General features: G+C 54.5%; 16 protein-coding genes. All 16 read right to left on the bottom strand.

The features are described from left to right. Positions 1-16: 16 nt before the first annotated feature. The 16 genes from pstA to mnmG all read right to left on the bottom strand — a co-directional run bounded on the left by pstA (position 17) and on the right by mnmG (position 16,966). Positions 17-907 carry a phosphate ABC transporter permease PstA gene (pstA, locus tag F3I44_RS17555; RefSeq protein WP_009088221.1) on the bottom strand — a complete coding sequence of 297 codons (891 nt, stop codon included), beginning with the start codon at positions 905-907 and terminating at the stop codon, positions 17-19. Next, on the bottom strand, positions 904-1,866 hold the full coding sequence (gene pstC / locus F3I44_RS17550) for a phosphate ABC transporter permease PstC (protein WP_150014462.1): 963 nt from the start codon (positions 1,864-1,866) through the stop codon (positions 904-906). Before pstC ends, pstA begins: the two co-directional genes overlap by 4 nt. 86 nt (positions 1,867-1,952) lie before the next feature. Beyond that, positions 1,953-2,996: a phosphate ABC transporter substrate-binding protein PstS gene (pstS, locus tag F3I44_RS17545; protein ID WP_033784347.1), complete on the bottom strand. Its 1,044-nt coding sequence runs from the start codon at positions 2,994-2,996 to the stop codon at positions 1,953-1,955. A gap of 165 nt (positions 2,997-3,161) precedes the next feature. Beyond that, complete coding sequence (gene glmS, locus F3I44_RS17540; protein ID WP_150014460.1) at positions 3,162-4,991, bottom strand: glutamine--fructose-6-phosphate transaminase (isomerizing); 1,830 nt, start codon at positions 4,989-4,991, stop codon at positions 3,162-3,164. A 153-nt stretch (positions 4,992-5,144) separates the two neighbouring features. Further along, the gene (glmU, locus tag F3I44_RS17535; protein WP_150014458.1) at positions 5,145-6,515 is read right to left on the bottom strand and encodes a bifunctional UDP-N-acetylglucosamine diphosphorylase/glucosamine-1-phosphate N-acetyltransferase GlmU; all 1,371 of its coding nucleotides are present in this window, start codon (positions 6,513-6,515) and stop codon (positions 5,145-5,147) included. Between the two features lie 160 nt (positions 6,516-6,675). Then, the gene (locus tag F3I44_RS17530; protein WP_008926374.1) at positions 6,676-7,095 is read right to left on the bottom strand and encodes a F0F1 ATP synthase subunit epsilon; all 420 of its coding nucleotides are present in this window, start codon (positions 7,093-7,095) and stop codon (positions 6,676-6,678) included. Positions 7,096-7,119: 24 nt separating this feature from the next. Further along, on the bottom strand, positions 7,120-8,517 hold the full coding sequence (atpD, locus tag F3I44_RS17525; RefSeq protein ID WP_009088209.1) for a F0F1 ATP synthase subunit beta: 1,398 nt from the start codon (positions 8,515-8,517) through the stop codon (positions 7,120-7,122). Between the two features lie 30 nt (positions 8,518-8,547). After that, positions 8,548-9,414, bottom strand: coding sequence for a F0F1 ATP synthase subunit gamma (gene atpG, locus F3I44_RS17520; RefSeq protein WP_150019498.1), 867 nt, complete (start codon positions 9,412-9,414; stop codon positions 8,548-8,550). A gap of 52 nt (positions 9,415-9,466) precedes the next feature. Then, positions 9,467-11,008, bottom strand: coding sequence for a F0F1 ATP synthase subunit alpha (gene atpA, locus F3I44_RS17515; RefSeq protein ID WP_003849532.1), 1,542 nt, complete (start codon positions 11,006-11,008; stop codon positions 9,467-9,469). Positions 11,009-11,022: 14 nt separating this feature from the next. After that, positions 11,023-11,556, bottom strand: a complete 534-nt coding sequence (gene atpH / locus F3I44_RS17510) for a F0F1 ATP synthase subunit delta (protein WP_003849530.1) — start codon at positions 11,554-11,556, stop codon at positions 11,023-11,025. Positions 11,557-11,570: 14 nt separating this feature from the next. Then, positions 11,571-12,041: a F0F1 ATP synthase subunit B gene (atpF, locus tag F3I44_RS17505; RefSeq protein WP_003849528.1), complete on the bottom strand. Its 471-nt coding sequence runs from the start codon at positions 12,039-12,041 to the stop codon at positions 11,571-11,573. A gap of 107 nt (positions 12,042-12,148) precedes the next feature. Then, entirely contained in the window at positions 12,149-12,388 is a 240-nt protein-coding gene (atpE, locus tag F3I44_RS17500) for a F0F1 ATP synthase subunit C (protein WP_003849523.1), read from the bottom strand. 105 nt (positions 12,389-12,493) lie between these two features. Continuing rightward, positions 12,494-13,312 carry a F0F1 ATP synthase subunit A gene (atpB, locus tag F3I44_RS17495; protein WP_150014456.1) on the bottom strand — a complete coding sequence of 273 codons (819 nt, stop codon included), beginning with the start codon at positions 13,310-13,312 and terminating at the stop codon, positions 12,494-12,496. A gap of 8 nt (positions 13,313-13,320) precedes the next feature. Further along, positions 13,321-13,701 carry a F0F1 ATP synthase subunit I gene (gene atpI / locus F3I44_RS17490; protein WP_009088196.1) on the bottom strand — a complete coding sequence of 127 codons (381 nt, stop codon included), beginning with the start codon at positions 13,699-13,701 and terminating at the stop codon, positions 13,321-13,323. Positions 13,702-14,411: 710 nt separating this feature from the next. Then, the gene (rsmG, locus tag F3I44_RS17485) at positions 14,412-15,029 is read right to left on the bottom strand and encodes a 16S rRNA (guanine(527)-N(7))-methyltransferase RsmG (protein ID WP_150014454.1); all 618 of its coding nucleotides are present in this window, start codon (positions 15,027-15,029) and stop codon (positions 14,412-14,414) included. 47 nt (positions 15,030-15,076) lie between these two features. Further along, positions 15,077-16,966, bottom strand: coding sequence for a tRNA uridine-5-carboxymethylaminomethyl(34) synthesis enzyme MnmG (gene mnmG, locus F3I44_RS17480; RefSeq protein ID WP_150014452.1), 1,890 nt, complete (start codon positions 16,964-16,966; stop codon positions 15,077-15,079). Positions 16,967-17,240: the final 274 nt, after the last annotated feature.

Here is a 17,240-nt window from a genome sequence, read left to right as displayed (position 1 = left end):
AGGGCCGCGCCGGAAGTTAACCGTGTTTACCTTTAGCGAAAATCACCCGCGCCACAATGTTCAGCAGCAGCACGCAGAGGGTAATGATCAGCACGCCCGCCCAGGCCAGGCTCTGCCATTCGGCGAACGGGCTCATGGCGAACTTAAAGATGGTGACCGGCAGGTTTGCCAGCGGCTGCATCATGTCGGTGCTCCAGAACTGGTTCGACAGCGCCGTAAACAGCAGCGGAGCCGTTTCCCCTGCGATGCGGGCAATCGCCAGCAGCACGCCGGTGATGATGCCGGAGACCGAGGCTTTCAGGGTGATGGCCGAGATCATCTTCCACTTCGGTGTGCCAAGGGCATAAGCCGCTTCACGCATGCTATCTGGCACCAGCCGCAGCATATTTTCGGTGGTACGAATCACAATAGGTACCTGCAGCAGCGCCAGCGCTATCACCCCGGCCCAGCCGGAGAAGTGCTGCATCTGCGACACCACAAGTGTGTAGACGAACAGGCCGACCACAATCGACGGTGCCGACAGCAGAATGTCGTTAATGAAGCGGATCACCTCTGACAGGGCGGACTTGCGCCCATATTCCGCCAGATAGATACCGGCCAGAATGCCCAGCGGCGTGCCAAAGAAGGTCGACCAGAAAATCAGCAAGCCACTCCCGGCCAGGGCATTCGCCAGCCCGCCGCCCGCCGTATTCGGTGGTGGCGTTGATTCGGTGAACAGGGACCAGGAGAGTCCATCCACGCCGCGCGATACGGTGGTGAAGAGGATCCACACCAGCCAGAACAGGCCAAACGCCATGGTCAGCAGCGACAGCGTCAGCGCAATTTTATTTTTCGTGCTGCGCCAGGACTGCATTTTACGGCGTGAAGCGTCCAGTTCGGCGCGCGCCTGAATTTCAATCGTGGTCATGAGCGCGCTCCTTCACTTTTCGCCAGGCGCATAATCATCAGCTTGGAAATCGCCAGAACGATAAAGGTAATCACAAACAGGATCAGCCCCAGCTCCATCAGCGCGGCAACATGCACGCCCGACTCCGCTTCCGCAAACTCGTTGGCCAGCGCCGAGGTGATGCTGTTACCCGGCATAAACAGCGACGGGCTGTCGAGCTGGTAGGTGTTGCCGATAATAAAGGTGACTGCCATGGTCTCACCCAGCGCACGACCCAGTCCCAGCATGATGCCGCCAATCACGCCATTTTTGGTAAACGGCAGGACGATGCGCCAGATCACCTCCCAGGTGGTACAGCCGATGCCGTAGGCTGACTCTTTCATCATCACCGGGGTCTGCTCAAAGACGTCGCGCATCACCGAGGCGATGTACGGGATGATCATGATCGCCAGAATCACTCCCGCCGCGAGGATACCGATACCGAAAGCGGGGCCGGAGAAGAGCTCGCCGACAATCGGAATACCCGACATCACGTCGTTAACCGGCGTCTGAAAATATTCGGCAAACAGCGGCGCGAAGACAAACAGGCCCCACATGCCGTAAACGATACTCGGAATTGCTGCCAGTAGCTCAATGGCGGTGCCCAGCGGGCGACGCAGCCAGCCTGGCGCGAGTTCAGTCAGGAACAGCGCGATACCAAAACTGACCGGCACGGCGATAATCAGGGCGATGATAGAGGTCACAAGGGTGCCGTAGATCGGCACCAGTGCGCCAAATTGTTCATTGGGCGCATCCCAGGTTTTGGTCCACAAAAAAGCGAAACCAAACTTCTGGATGCTGGGCCACGAGGAAATGATCAGGGAGACAATAATGCCCCCCATCAGTAACAGGACAATCAGCGCAGCCAGCCGGACCAGCGCACCGAAAATTCTGTCACCTTGTTTGCCTGGGGCTTTGAATGCCGGCTTCGTTGCAGCCATAGAAGTCTCAGTCTTCAGAGGTTATCAGGGCGGCATGGGCCGCCCGTTGGGTCTGACCGGACGGCAGTCCGGTCAGGGTCGGTCAATTACTGATAAAGCGCTTTACCAGAACTGTCTTTGATGTTGGCTTTCCAGGCGGCGCGAATCTGCTCGGTCACGCTCTCTGGCAGCGCAGCATAGTCCAGCGCTGTAGCAGTTTTGCTGCCGCTTTTGTAAGCCCAGTCGAAGAACTTCAGCACTTCAGCGCCCTTAGCCGCATTCGCCTGATCCTTGTAGATCAGGATGAAGGTGGTTGAGGAGATAGGCCAGGCATCCGCGCCCTTCTGGAAGGTCAGATCCTGCGCGAACGACTTGCTCCAGTCAGCGCCTTTCGCAGCATTACTGAAGCTGGTTTCGCTCGGCGCGACCGCTTTACCATCGGCATCGATCAGTTTGGTGTAGGTCAGGTTATTCTGTTTGGCGTAGGCATATTCCACGTAGCCGATAGAACCCGGCAGACGCTGAACAAAGGCGGCGACGCCGTCGTTGCCTTTACCGCCCAAACCTACCGGCCAGTTAACGGTGTTGCCTTTACCGATTTTGCTGTTCCAGTCCTGGTTTACCTTCGCCAGATAGCTGGTGAAGACGAACGAGGTGCCTGAACCGTCAGCGCGACGCACCACGTTGATGTTGGTCTCTGGCAGTTTTACGCCCGGGTTAAGTTTGGCGATCGCCGGGTCGTTCCACTTTTTGATGGTGCCGAGGTAGATATCACCGACGGTTTTGCCATCCAGCGTCAGCTGACCTGACTTGATACCCGGCAGGTTAACCGCCAGTACCACGCCACCGATGACGGTAGGGAACTGGAACAGGCCATTTTTCTGCAGATCTTCATCTTTCATTGGTGCATCGGACGCACCAAAATCGACGGTTTTGGCGATGATCTGTTTCACGCCGCCAGATGAACCGATACCCTGGTAGTTAATTTTGCTACCGGTGGCTTGCTGATATTCTGCTGCCCACTTGGCATAAACCGGCGCCGGGAACGTCCCGCCTGCGCCAGTCAGATCGGTGGCCGCAAAAGCAGATACCGCGCTTACGGCGAAGGTAGTGGCGAGGATTCGGGCTACGGTGCTACGCATCAGTGTCATATTCCCTCCAGGGGAGAAAAGTCAGGCTCGGGGCCGTTTTAGTAAGTGTCAGTGATTGCTGCAGGAGGGAAAATAGGACAGTTTGATGACAGTGAAATGTACGAAATGTGACAGTTATATGACAGAGGGCCAGAATGAAGTGGGCCCGCGACGGGGCCCACCAGGTTATTCCACAGTAACCGATTTCGCCAGGTTACGGGGCTGGTCGACGTCGGTGCCTTTGATCAGGGCGACGTGATAGGAAAGTAACTGCAACGGCACGGTGTAGAAGATTGGGGCAATCACCTCTTCGACATGCGGCAACGGGATAATCTTCATCCCGTCACTGTCGCTGAAGCCCGCATCCTGATCGGCAAACACATAGAGCAGGCCGCCGCGTGCGCGCACCTCTTCGATGTTGGATTTCAGCTTCTCCAGCAGTTCGTTATTAGGTGCCACCACGATCACCGGCATGTCCGCATCAATCAGCGCCAGTGGGCCATGTTTCAGCTCGCCTGCGGCGTAAGCCTCCGCATGAATGTAGGAGATCTCCTTGAGCTTCAGTGCCCCTTCCATGGCAATCGGGTATTGATCGCCACGGCCCAGGAACAGCGCGTGATGCTTGTCAGAGAAGCCCTCGGCCAGATTCTCAATCAGCTTATCCTGCGCCAGCATCTGCTCAATCCGGTTCGGCAGCGCCTGCAGGGCATGAACGATCTCATGCTCAGTCTCCGCAGACATTCCTTTCAGTCGGCCCAGTTTTGCCACCAGCATCAGCAGCACCGCTAACTGGGTGGTGAACGCTTTGGTCGAGGCGACGCCAATCTCGGTGCCCGCTTTGGTCATCAGCGCCAGGTCAGATTCCCGCACCAGTGACGAACCCGCCACGTTACAGACGGCCAGCGATCCCAGGTAGCCCAGCTCTTTCGAGAGGCGCAGCGCCGCCAGGGTGTCGGCGGTCTCGCCCGACTGCGACAGGGTGATCAGCAGGCTGTTTTTGCGTACCGCTGACTTGCGGTAGCGGAACTCCGAGGCGATCTCAACATCACAGGGGATATTGGCCAGCGACTCAAACCAGTAGCGTGACACCATGCCAGAGTTATAGGAGGTGCCGCAGGCGATAATCTGGATATGTTCGACCTGGCTCAGCAGCGCCTCGGCACCCGCACCCAGCTCGCTGAGATCCACCTTCCCCTGGCTGAAGCGACCGCTCAGGGTACTTTTCAGCGCCATCGGCTGTTCATAGATCTCTTTCTGCATGTAGTGACGGTAAATGCCTTTGTCACCGGCATCATATTGCAGGTTCGACTCAATCTCGGCGCGCGTCACGCTGTTGCCTTCACGATCGATTACCGTCACGTCGCGGCGGCTGATCTCGGCGATATCACCCTCTTCCAGATAGATGAAGCGACGGGTGACCGGCAGCAGCGCCAGCTGATCGGAGGCGATAAAGTTTTCACCCACGCCGCGACCAATGACCAGCGGGCTGCCGGAACGGGCCGCCACCAGCCGTGAAGGATCGCGGCTGTCCATGATGACCATGCCATAGGCACCGCGCAGCTGCGGGATCACGCGCAGCACCACGTCACGCAGCGATCCACCCTGCTTCTGCTCCCAGTGAACCAGATGCGCCACCACTTCGGTGTCGGTTTCAGAGGCAAAGACATAGCCGCGTTCAATCAGCTCAGCACGCAGCGGCTCATGGTTTTCAATGATGCCGTTGTGCACGATGATGATGTTCTCTGAGACGTGCGGATGCGCATTCGCTTCGGACGGCTCGCCATGGGTTGCCCAGCGCGTGTGCGCGATGCCGGTGCCACCAATCAGCGGCTGCTGTTCAGCGGCTTCCGCCAGTTTCTGCACTTTCCCTAACCGCCGCAGGCGCGTGACGTGCCCCTGACGATCGACTACGGCCAGACCGGCCGAATCATATCCGCGATATTCAAGACGACGCAGACCTTCCAGCAGAATCTCTGCGATATCGCGTTGCGCTACTGCACCAACAATTCCACACATAATGATGTTTTCCTGACTACATGGCTTTTCGCCACTTCTGTTGTCATGCGACCTGATATCCGGCTTTGCCGGTTCCCCGAGCCTTGTAGAGAGTGGGGATTATAGTTTTGGCACTGCACTGCATCGGCCCGCATAAAGCGGGCCGTTAAAAATTTATTTTTTCTTCACCGGACGCTGCCAGTCCGCTTTGTGATTCTGTTCTTTACGGTTATAGACCAGACCGGCTTCGGTCACATCTTTCATGATGGTGGTGCCTGCCGCAATGGTAGCGCCTGCCGCGACGCTGACCGGGGCCACCAGCTGCGTATCTGAGCCGACAAAGACGTCATCGCCAATCACGGTTTTGAATTTATTCGCGCCATCGTAGTTGCAGGTGATGGTGCCTGCACCGATGTTCACGTTGTCGCCAATCTCCGCATCACCCAGATAAGAGAGGTGGCCCGCTTTCGATCCCTTACCCAGACGCGCTTTCTTCATTTCAACGAAGTTGCCCACGTGAGCGGCGTGTGCCAGCTCGCTGCCCGGGCGCAGACGGGCAAATGGCCCGACGGTGCAGGCGGTGGCGAGATGTGCATCCTCGATTACCGTATAGGGGCTGATTTCACAATCATCGCCAATCACGCTGTTTTTGATGATGCAGCCCGCACCGATTTTAACGCGCGAACCCAGCGTAACCTGGCCTTCAATAATGACGTTGGTGTCGATCTCCACATCCCGTCCATGCGCCAGCGTCCCGCGCAGGTCAAACCGCGCCGGATCGCGCAGCATCACGCCAGCCAGCAGCAGTTTTTCCGCCTGTTCAGCCTGGTAAGTACGTTCTAATGTCGCCAGCTGCAGACGGTTATTTACGCCATCGGTTTCGCTGATGCGTGCCGGATGAACCGCGTTGATTACCCGACCTTCCTGATGCGCCAGCGCGATAATATCGGTGATGTAGTACTCACCCTGTGCATTGTTGTTGGTGAGCTGTGACAGCCAGCGTTTTAAATCGCCGCCGTTGGCGATCAGAATACCAGTGTTGATCTCTTTAATGGTGAGCTGCGCCGGGGTGGCATCTTTCTGTTCGATAATGCCGGTGATGGTGTCGTTCTCGCGCACAATGCGGCCATAGCCGGTCGGGTCATCCAGTACCACGGTGAGTAAGCCGATGCCACCCTGCGGTTTTGCTTCGCGCAGGCGCTGTAATGTCGCCTGAGTGATCAGCGGCACGTCGCCGTAAAGCATCATGATATCTTCATCATCGGCAAAAGCAGGCGCAGCCTGCTGCATGGCGTGGCCAGTGCCGAGCTGCTCGGCCTGCAGCACCCAGTTCAGCGTGCTGTCGGTAAGTGTCGCTTTCAGGCGGTCACCGCCGTGACCATAAACCAGATGCACCTGCTGTGCGCCCAGCCCTTTGGCAGCATCAATGACGTGCTGAACCATCGGTTTGCCTGCCAGCGTATGCAGAACTTTAGGCAGATCGGAATACATACGGGTGCCCTTGCCAGCAGCAAGAATCACCACACTCATCGCACTGTTAGACATAACTATCCTGAGTGAATTTTTACGGGTGAAAGTAAAACGGTTTGGGGTTGAGATTACTACATTTTTCTCAGGCCGAAATTAGGCGGACAGGCAGATCGGGCGTTACAGACAAAAAAAATGCCAGCCCGAGGGCTGGCATTTCGTGACGCATAAAGCTGGATTACATCGCTTTTTTGGTCAGTTCGATCACGCGCAGTTTAGCAATGGCTTTCGCCAGCTCGGCAGAGGCCTGAGCATAGTCCACGTCGCCGTGGCTGCTGTTCATGTGCTCTTCTGCTTTGCGTTTTGCTTCCAGAGCACGCGCTTCGTCCAGATCGGTACCGCGAATCGCGGTATCGGCCAGAACGGTGCTGCTGCCCGGTTGCACTTCCAGCACGCCGCCAGAGAGGTAGATATACTCCTCTTCGCCGTGCTGTTTCACGATACGGATCATTCCAGGCTTAATGGCAGTCAGCAGCGGCGCATGGCCAGGGAAAATCCCCAGTTCACCTTCGCTACCTGACACCTGAATTTTCTGTACCAGACCAGAGAACAACTGCTCCTCTGCGCTGACCACATCCAGGTGATAAGTCATAGCCATAATCTTCCTCCCGGGAAACCGTTATTACAGTTTCTTCGCTTTTTCCACGGCTTCTTCGATGGCACCAACCATGTAGAAGGCCTGCTCTGGCAGGTGGTCAAACTCACCTTCCATGATGCCTTTAAAGCCACGGATAGTGTCTTTCAGGGAAACGTATTTACCCGGTGAACCGGTGAATACTTCCGCAACGAAGAACGGCTGAGACAGGAAGCGCTGAATCTTACGCGCGCGTGCCACCAGCAGTTTGTCTTCTTCAGACAGCTCATCCATACCGAGGATGGCGATGATGTCTTTCAGTTCCTGATAACGCTGCAGCAGTGACTGAACGCCACGCGCAACATCATAGTGTTCCTGACCGACAACCAGCGGATCCAGCTGACGGCTGGTAGAATCCAGCGGGTCAACGGCCGGGTAGATACCCAGAGAGGCGATCTGACGGCTCAGCGTTACCGTTGAGTCTAAGTGCGCAAAGGTGGTTGCTGGTGACGGGTCAGTCAGGTCATCCGCAGGAACGTAAACGGCCTGTACGGAGGTGATTGAACCGGTCTTGGTGGAGGTAATACGCTCCTGCAACACACCCATCTCTTCTGCCAGCGTTGGCTGGTAACCTACCGCAGATGGCATACGACCCAGCAGTGCAGAAACTTCTGTACCGGCCAGGGTATAACGGTAGATGTTATCGATGAACAGCAGAACGTCGCGGCCTTCATCACGGAATTTTTCCGCCATGGTCAGACCGGTCAGTGCAACGCGCAGACGGTTACCCGGCGGCTCGTTCATCTGGCCATAGACCAGCGCAACTTTATCGATAACATTTGAGTCAGTCATTTCGTGGTAGAAGTCGTTACCCTCACGAGTACGCTCACCCACACCAGCAAACACAGAGTAACCTGAGTGTTCAGCTGCGATGTTACGGATCAGTTCCATCATGTTGACGGTTTTACCGACACCCGCACCACCGAACAGACCGACTTTACCGCCTTTGGCAAACGGACACATCAGGTCGATAACCTTGATGCCGGTTTCCAGCAGTTCCTGCGAGTTAGACTGATCTTCATAAGAAGGCGCTGCGCGGTGAATAGAGGCGATCTCTACTGCGCTGCCATCTTCTTCTTTCAGCTCGCCTTTCATGTCGATAGGCTCGCCGAGAACGTTCATGATACGGCCCAGGGTCGCTTTACCGACCGGAACCTGAATCGGTTTCTGCAGGTCGTTGACGTTCAGACCACGCTTCAGGCCGTCAGACGTACCCATTGCGATGGTACGAACTACGCCGCCGCCGAGCTGCTGCTGCACTTCCAGCACCAGACGCGCATCACCATTCATCACCTCAAGGGCACTGTACACTTGCGGTACCGCGTCCTGAGGGAATTCGACGTCAACAACGGCGCCGATAATCTGGACAATCTTTCCAGTTGCCATCTTGAATCCTCTACCTAATTCCAAACCTGGTTAAACCGCGGAGGCCCCCGAGACGATCTCGGTAAGTTCCTGGGTGATGCTGGCCTGACGAGCTTTGTTGTATACCAACTGCAGCTCTTTGATCAGATTTCCGCCGTTGTCGGTTGCGGCTTTCATCGCCACCATACGTGCAGCCTGCTCACTGGCCAGATTTTCCACCACACCCTGATAAACCTGCGATTCGACATAACGACGCAGCAGGGTATCCAGCAGCGCTTTCGGATCGGGTTCGTACAGGTAATCCCAGGTCTTCGCCTTCATCTCTTCTTCACCTTCCGCTGGCGCTAACGGCAGCAGTTGGGTGATGGTCGGAGTCTGAGACATGGTGTTATTGAATTTGTTACTGACGATCATCAGTTTGTCGATGCGGCCTTCATCATAAGCCTGCAACATCACTTTTACCGGGCCAATCAGATCAGACAAGGCAGGTTTATCACCCATTCCGCTGACTTTCGCCACAATGTTGCCACCCACAGCACTGAAGAATGACGCCCCTTTTGAACCGATAATCGACAGATCGCTCTGCACGCCTTTATCGGACCAGGACTTCATATCCGCCAGTAATTTTTTGAACAGGTTAATGTTCAAACCACCACAAAGCCCGCGGTCTGTAGAAACGACCAGGTAGCCGACGCGCTTGACGTCGCGCTGTTCCAGGTAAGGGTGCTTGTATTCCAGATTACCCAACGCAAGGTGACCAATCACTTTGCGCATGGTGTCTGCATACGGACGGCTGGCCGCCATGCGTTCCTGCGTTTTACGCATCTTGGAGGCGGCGACCATTTCCATCGCTTTGGTGATCTTCTGCGTGTTTTTCACGCTTCCAATCTTGCTTCGTATCTCTTTTGCGCCGGCCATTAGCTTCTCCTCAAAGCCTTGCGGCCTGCCTTTTCAGACAAGCCGCCAGACATTACCAGGACTGGGTTGCTTTAAACGTATCGATCAGGCCTTTCAGCTTCGCTTCGATATCGTTGTTAAAGTTACCCGACTGGTTGATTTCAGCCATCAGCTCAGCGTGGTCGCGATCGGCGAAGGCCAGCAGTGCAGCTTCGAAGCTGCCAATTTTTGCCAGCTCAACGTCGTTCAGGTAGCCACGCTCTGCAGCGAACAGAACCAGACCCTGCTGCGCGACAGACATCGGCGCATACTGTTTCTGCTTCAGCAGCTCGGTCACTTTCTGACCGTGGCTCAGCTGTTTGCGGGTAGCATCATCCAGATCAGATGCGAACTGCGAGAACGCCGCCAGTTCACGATACTGTGCCAGCGCGGTACGGATACCACCGGACAGTTTCTTGATGATCTTGGTCTGTGCAGCACCACCTACGCGGGATACCGAAATACCTGGGTTAACAGCCGGACGAATACCGGAGTTAAACAGGTTCGATTCCAAGAAGATCTGACCGTCAGTAATCGAGATTACGTTGGTCGGAACGAACGCAGAAACATCGCCCGCCTGAGTTTCGATGATCGGCAGCGCGGTCAGTGAACCGGTTTTACCTGTCACTGCGCCATTGGTGAAACGTTCTACATAATCAGCGCTTACGCGTGATGCACGTTCCAGCAGACGGGAGTGGAGATAGAACACGTCGCCAGGAAACGCTTCACGGCCTGGTGGACGGCGCAGCAGCAGAGAAATTTGACGGTAAGCGATAGCCTGTTTGGAGAGGTCATCGTATACGATCAGCGCGTCTTCACCACGGTCACGGAAGTATTCGCCCATCGCACAACCTGCGTACGGAGAGAGATACTGCAGTGCAGCTGATTCAGAAGCAGACGCCACAACAACGATAGTGTTCTGCAGTGCGCCATGCTCTTCCAGCTTACGAACCACGTTAGAGATGGTTGAGGCTTTCTGACCAATCGCAACGTAGACACACTTGATGCCTGAGTCGCGCTGGTTGATGATCGCATCGATCGCCATCGCGGTTTTACCGGTCTGACGGTCACCGATGATCAGCTCACGCTGGCCACGGCCGATTGGAATCATCGCATCGACCGACTTATAACCGGTCTGAACCGGCTGGTCGACTGACTGACGGTCGATAACGCCAGGCGCAATCACTTCAACCGGTGAGAAACCGTCGTTGTCGATTGCGCCTTTACCGTCGATAGGAGCACCCAGTGTGTTCACGACGCGGCCCAGCAGGCCACGGCCTACCGGTACTTCAAGAATACGGCCAGTACACTTAACCTTCATGCCTTCGGCGAGGTCAGCGTAAGGACCCATCACCACTGCACCAACCGAGTCACGCTCGAGGTTCAGGGCGATAGCGTAACGGTTACCCGGCAGGGCAATCATCTCACCCTGCATGACATCGGCCAGGCCGTGTACGCGGATGATACCGTCACTTACAGAAACAATCGTACCTTCGTTGTGAGCTTCGCTCACGACATTGAACTGAGCAATGCGCTGCTTGATCAGTTCGCTGATTTCGGTGGAATTCAGTTGCATATGCTCCAGTCCCCTTAAGACTGCAAGACGTCAGCCAGACGGTCAAGACGGCCGCGTACGCTGCCATCAATAACCAGATCACCCGAACGGATGATCACGCCTGCCATCACAGACTTATCAATTTTGCAATTCAGCTTAACTTTGCGTGACAGACGTTTTTCCATCGCGGCGCTGATTTTATTCAGCTGGTCGTCACTCAGCGTACTGGCGGAGATAACATCAACTTCAGCGGTGGCTTCATGAGCGTCACGCAGTTCGATGTATTGGGCCAGTACAGCCGGAAGCGCTGTCAAACGTCCGTTTTCCGCCATCACCTTAATCAGGTTCTGCGCGGGTTCATCCAGTTGATCACCACAGACTGCGTTAAACGACGCTGCCAGCGCTTCAGGTGCTAATGCACCGGAGAGAAGATCAGCCATCTGTTCATTGCGAGCCACTTCTGCGGCAAACGCCAGCATCTGTTGCCAGCGTTCAATACTTTGATGCTCAACAGCAAAGTCAAAAGCTGCTTTGGCGTAGGGGCGAGCTACAGTAATCAGATCAGACATCAGCCCCTCCCTCCTTACAGTTCAGCGACCAGTTTATCAACGATGTCGCTGTTAGCAGCTTCATCCACGGAGCGTTCGATGATCTTCTCGGCACCAGCCATAGCCAGCAACGCAACCTGCTTACGCAGTTCTTCACGCGCACGTTTGCGTTCGGCGTCAATTTCAGCCTGCGCTTGTGTCACGATGCGATTACGTTCGTTTTCAGCTTCGGTTTTCGCTTCGTCCAGAATCTGCGCGCGACGCTTGTTCGCTTGCTCGATAATGACCTGAGCGTCTTCTTTGGCTTTTTTCAGCTGGTCGGTCGCATTAGCCTGCGCGAGATCCAAGTCTTTCTTGGCACGTTCAGCAGAAGCAAGGCCTTCAGCAATTTCTTTCTGGCGCTTTTCGATAGCAGCCATGAGCGGCGGCCATACGTACTTCATGCAGAACGCGACAAACAGGATGAACGCGATAGCCTGGCCGAGGATTGTTGCATTAATGTTCACAGCACAATGCCTCTAGATTGAGTATTTAACTTTTCTGCCGTTATCGTTGTGATAAGCGGCAGAATCCGTTCACCCCTGCACATTGTGCGCTGAGTGAACACAGGGCTTTAGGCGACAGCAAACATCACGTACAGACCCAGACCAACAGCGATCATCGGGATTGCATCCACCAGACCCATTACAACAAAGAACTGCGTACGCAGCAGAGGAATCAGGTCAGGCTGACGAGCAGCGCCTTCCAGGAATTTTCCTCCGAGGATGCCGATACCGATCGCAGCACCGATTGCCGCCAGGCCCATCATCACAGCGGCAGCCATGTACAGCAGATCCATATTCAGGTTTTCCATGACAGTCTCCAGTTTGTTTCAGTTAAATGCTCCCTTCATCTTCCGGGCTTCAGCGGCGTGCGCTGCAACCCGGAATCAAGAGGGAAAGTAGTGTTGAGAAAAAAATCAATGCTCTTCAGATGCCATCGACAGATAGACAATCGTGAGGACCATGAAAATGAAAGCCTGTAGCGAAATGATCAGGATGTGGAAAATGGCCCACGGCACATTCAGCACCCACTGCGACCACCACGGCAACAGACCGGCAATAAGGATAAAGATCAGTTCACCCGCATACATGTTACCGAACAGTCGTAAACCCAGTGACACAGGCTTAGACAGAAGGCTTACACCTTCCAGAATCAGGTTGATCGGGATGAAGATCGGGTGGTTAAAAGGCTGCAGCGTCAGCTCTTTCGTGAAGCCGCCAATGCCTTTCATTTTGATGCTGTAGAACAGAATCAAAATAAATACGCCCAACGCCATAGATAGCGTGATGTTCACGTCTGCAGACGGTACGACGCGCAGCGCCGGTAACCCCAATACGTGCTCACCAATATATGGCAGCAGATCGATTGGCAGCAGATCCATGAAGTTCATCAGGAAGACCCAGACAAAAATTGTCAGAGCCAGCGGGGCGATAAGTTTGCTCTTACCGTGATACATGTCGCGCACGTTACTATCAACGAAGCCGACAACCAGTTCGATAGCCGCCTGCATTTTCCCTGGCACACCGCTGGTAGCAGACTTCGCTACGCTACGGAACAACACCAGGAAGATAACTCCCAGCACCAGAGAGAAAAACATGGAATCGATATTTAATACCCAGAACGTCGCGGGAGCGTCGTGCGGATTCACTAACTCGAAGGTACGCAGGTCCAACTGAAGATGAGTCAGGTGGTGACCAATGTACTCTTGCGGAGTAGAGATTTCTCCTGCAGCCATGATGCCTCTTACCCTTTGTTGTTAATTACCGCCGGTGCCAGCATGTGAACCACCAGCACCGATAACCAGGTTATTCCGACCGGCCAGAAGACCGCCCCGAACAGACCCAACGCCACAATGAGCAAAATGATGGTCGCAAACACTTTAGCAATTTCACCTAAAGCGAAGCTCCACGCGACTCGCCCCGAAGCGGGGGATTGCCCCTGCAGGCGCCAGGCTAAAAACAAAAACAATACGTTTGGCAGCCAGGCTGCCGCTCCGCCAGCAAGAGCAGAGACACCCCACGTGACATCTTTAACAGCAAAGAGTGCGCCGATGATGACTATCGTCACCAGCTGAATCATCAGCACCGTTCGGGCGAATTTCACACTGTAAAGAGACACTGACATGACGCTGATTCTCTCCTGCCCCATCAGGGGTATGTCGCGTGTCGTATAAGACTGCCTTTGCGCAGTTGAGTCAAGCAGCAAAAGCCGTGCAAATTATACGGGCCGCACCTGCGATTTCAATCGGTAAGTAGCGAAAAGGTGAACAATTATTTAAATTTCTTTCCGGAGGGCTATTTTTCCAAAGATTACCCTACAGAGATTCACCCAAATCTGACTGAAAATTCACTCGCATCTTGCTTTTAAAGCGTGCTTTAGATCACATAATAAGCACTCACACGACATTGAGTTTTATCTGCGGCCTATTTAAGAACAATCTGCAAAGAAGATTAATCCTTTAAAATCAGAACATTGAAATTATATAAATGTGTCCGCAAGACTATTTTCACAGAAAACACGCTATTGACATCGAACTGTGCATGAGAATCGTGAAATTGATATTACGCACGCAAAGTTATTACCACGATATATTTTCCGGCGTGACTACTTTTATTCTGCGACCCGCCTATACAAGTGATATTTCTGATAACTGAATGTGAATTAAACGTTAAATGTAACAGAGCTTTTCGGATAATTTCCGTCTCCGTTTTTAACCCGCACTTAGCCAGGGCTTAATCAAAATCTTTTATTGATAGCGCATCATCTGCACTTTTTTCATCCGTACCCTGATAAAAACCCTGGCAGAGAGGCGTTAAATCTCTGGAAACTGAGGCCTACTGGTGACGAATGATGACCAGATGTCGATCACCTTCCAGCTGAGGCACCTGCAGTTTTATTACTGCATCGCAGACATAGCCGGCCGGTAACTCAGCCATTTCATCGTCCGGACGGACACCTTTGAGCGCATAAAAGCGCCCTTCCCCGCCAGGCAGATGGTGACACCAGTTCACCATGTCGGTCAGCGAGGCGAATGCACGGCTGATGACGCCATCAAAGGGCGGCTCAGCCGGGAACGTCTCAACCCGACTCTGCACCGGAGTAATGTTAGTGAGTCCTAACTCATGCTGAACCTGACGCAGGAAACGCACCCGCTTGCCCAGGCTGTCGAGCAGCGTAAAGTGCGCATCGGGCATCACGATAGCCAGCGGAATACCTGGCAGGCCGGGACCCGTTCCCACATCAATGAAACGCGAACCTTTCAGATGCGGTGCCACTACGATGCTGTCGAGGATATGACGCACCAGCATCTGCTGCGGATCGCGCACAGATGTCAGATTGTAGGCTTTGTTCCACTTATCCAGCAGGCCGACATAGGCAACCAGCTGCTGTTTTTGTTGATCGGAGAGGGAAATACCGGCTGCCTTTAGCAGCGACGTGAGTGTGTTAATCACAGCATAAGTCCATTCAGCGGGGGCGAGTCGCCTCGCCCCGTTTCAGATCAGGCGCTTTTGCGCAGCAGACCCTGTTTTTTCAGATAGATCAGCAGAATTGAGATGGCCGCCGGAGTAATGCCGGAGATGCGCGTTGCCTGACCAATCGATACGGGTTTGTGATCGTTCAGCTTGGCGATCACCTCGTTCGAGAGACCATTCACCTGACGGTAGTCGAGTTCTACCGGCAGCAGCGTATTCTCATTACGCAGCTGGCGATCGATCTCTTCCTGCTGACGCGCGATATACCCTTCATATTTGACCTGAATCTCAACCTGCTCAGCGGCCTGTTCATCAGTCAGTGCCGGACCAAAGGCATCCAGCGTCATCAGCTTCAGATAGGTCAGCTCAGGACGGCGCAGCAAATCTTCACCGCTCGCTTCTTTAGTCAGCGGCGCGCTGAGTACCGTGTTTACTTCGGTCACGTGCTCTGACTTCGGATGAACCCAGATATCGCGCAGGCGCTGACGCTCCTGTTCAATCGCTTCCAGCTTCTGATTGAAACGCGCCCAGCGTGCATCATCCACCAGACCCAGTTCACGGCCGGTTTCGGTCAGCCGCAGGTCGGCATTGTCCTCGCGCAGCATCAGACGGTATTCCGCACGTGAGGTAAACATCCGGTACGGCTCTTTGGTGCCGAGTGTGCAGAGGTCATCTACCAGTACGCCGAGATAAGCCTGATCACGGCGTGGTGCCCAGCCCTCTTTGTCGGCAGACTGACGAGCCGCATTCAGACCGGCCAGCATTCCCTGTGCAGCCGCTTCTTCATAGCCGGTTGTGCCGTTGATCTGTCCGGCAAAGAACAGGCCGTGAATAAATTTACTTTCCAGCGTCGGTTTAAGATCGCGGGGATCGAAGAAGTCATACTCGATGGCATAGCCCGGACGCACAATTTTCGCATTTTCCATGCCCTGCATCGACCGGACGATCTGAATCTGCACGTCAAACGGCAGACTGGTCGAAATCCCGTTCGGGTAGATCTCATTGCTGGTCAGGCCTTCCGGCTCCAGGAAGATTTGATGCGAGTTACGATCGGCGAAGCGCATGACTTTGTCTTCGATCGACGGGCAGTAGCGTGGGCCGATCCCCTCAATGATCCCGGCGTACATCGGGCTGCGATCCAGGTTATTGCGGATCACCTCATGGGTTTTCTCGTTGGTATGGGTGATCCAGCACGGCACCTGCTGCGGATGCTGAGAGGCATTGCCCAAAAACGAGAAGACCGGCATCGGATTATCACCGTGCTGCGGGCTGAGCACTGAAAAATCGATGGTGCGCGCATCGATACGCGGTGGCGTACCGGTCTTGAGGCGGTTTACCCGCAGCGGCAGCGCACGCAGTCGTTTTGCCAGCGGAATGGACGGGGGATCGCCAGCGCGACCGCCACTGTAATTGTCCAGACCGATATGAATTTTGCCGTCAAGGAATGTACCGACGGTGAGCACGACGGTTTTCGCGCGGAACTTAAGTCCCATCTGGGTGACGGCACCCACGACACGATCGTTTTCCACGATAAGATCGTCGACTGCCTGCTGGAAGATCATCAGATTGGGCTGATTCTCCAGAGCCGTACGCACCGCCTGCCGATAAAGCACGCGATCCGCCTGAGCACGGGTGGCCCGTACTGCCGGACCTTTGCTGGCGTTTAGTATCCTGAACTGGATACCTGCCTGGTCAATTGCACTGGCCATCAGACCACCCAGGGCATCCACTTCCTTCACCAAATGTCCTTTGCCAATACCACCAATCGCCGGGTTACAGGACATTTGTCCAAGCGTATCAATGTTATGGGTGAGTAACAGGGTTTGCTGACCCATTCGGGCTGCCGCCATTGCGGCTTCGGTGCCCGCATGACCACCACCTATTACGATGACGTCAAAAGGATCCTGATAAAACATGAAGTGGTACCTCGGTTGATGAACGTGCAGGATCGTCGTCCTGGGGCGTGGATTCTACTCAAATTCCGTCTGGGGTGAAAGCCGCGGGATCGTCCGGTTTTAAAAGAAAGGATCTTAGATCTGTATATGATCTTTCTGTTAGATCTCTTATTAGGATCCCGCCTGTCTGTGGATATGTGCCAGAAGCAGAACAGAAACAACAGGATGGCGAGGATCACTAGCTGTGAGTGATCGGTGATCCTGATCCGTATAAGCTGGGATCAAAAGCCGATGT

The organism is Pantoea sp. F_5, from assembly GCF_008631595.1.
GTDB classification, from domain to species: domain Bacteria; phylum Pseudomonadota; class Gammaproteobacteria; order Enterobacterales; family Enterobacteriaceae; genus Pantoea; species Pantoea gossypiicola.
This window is presented reverse-complemented; position numbering and strand designations above follow the sequence as displayed.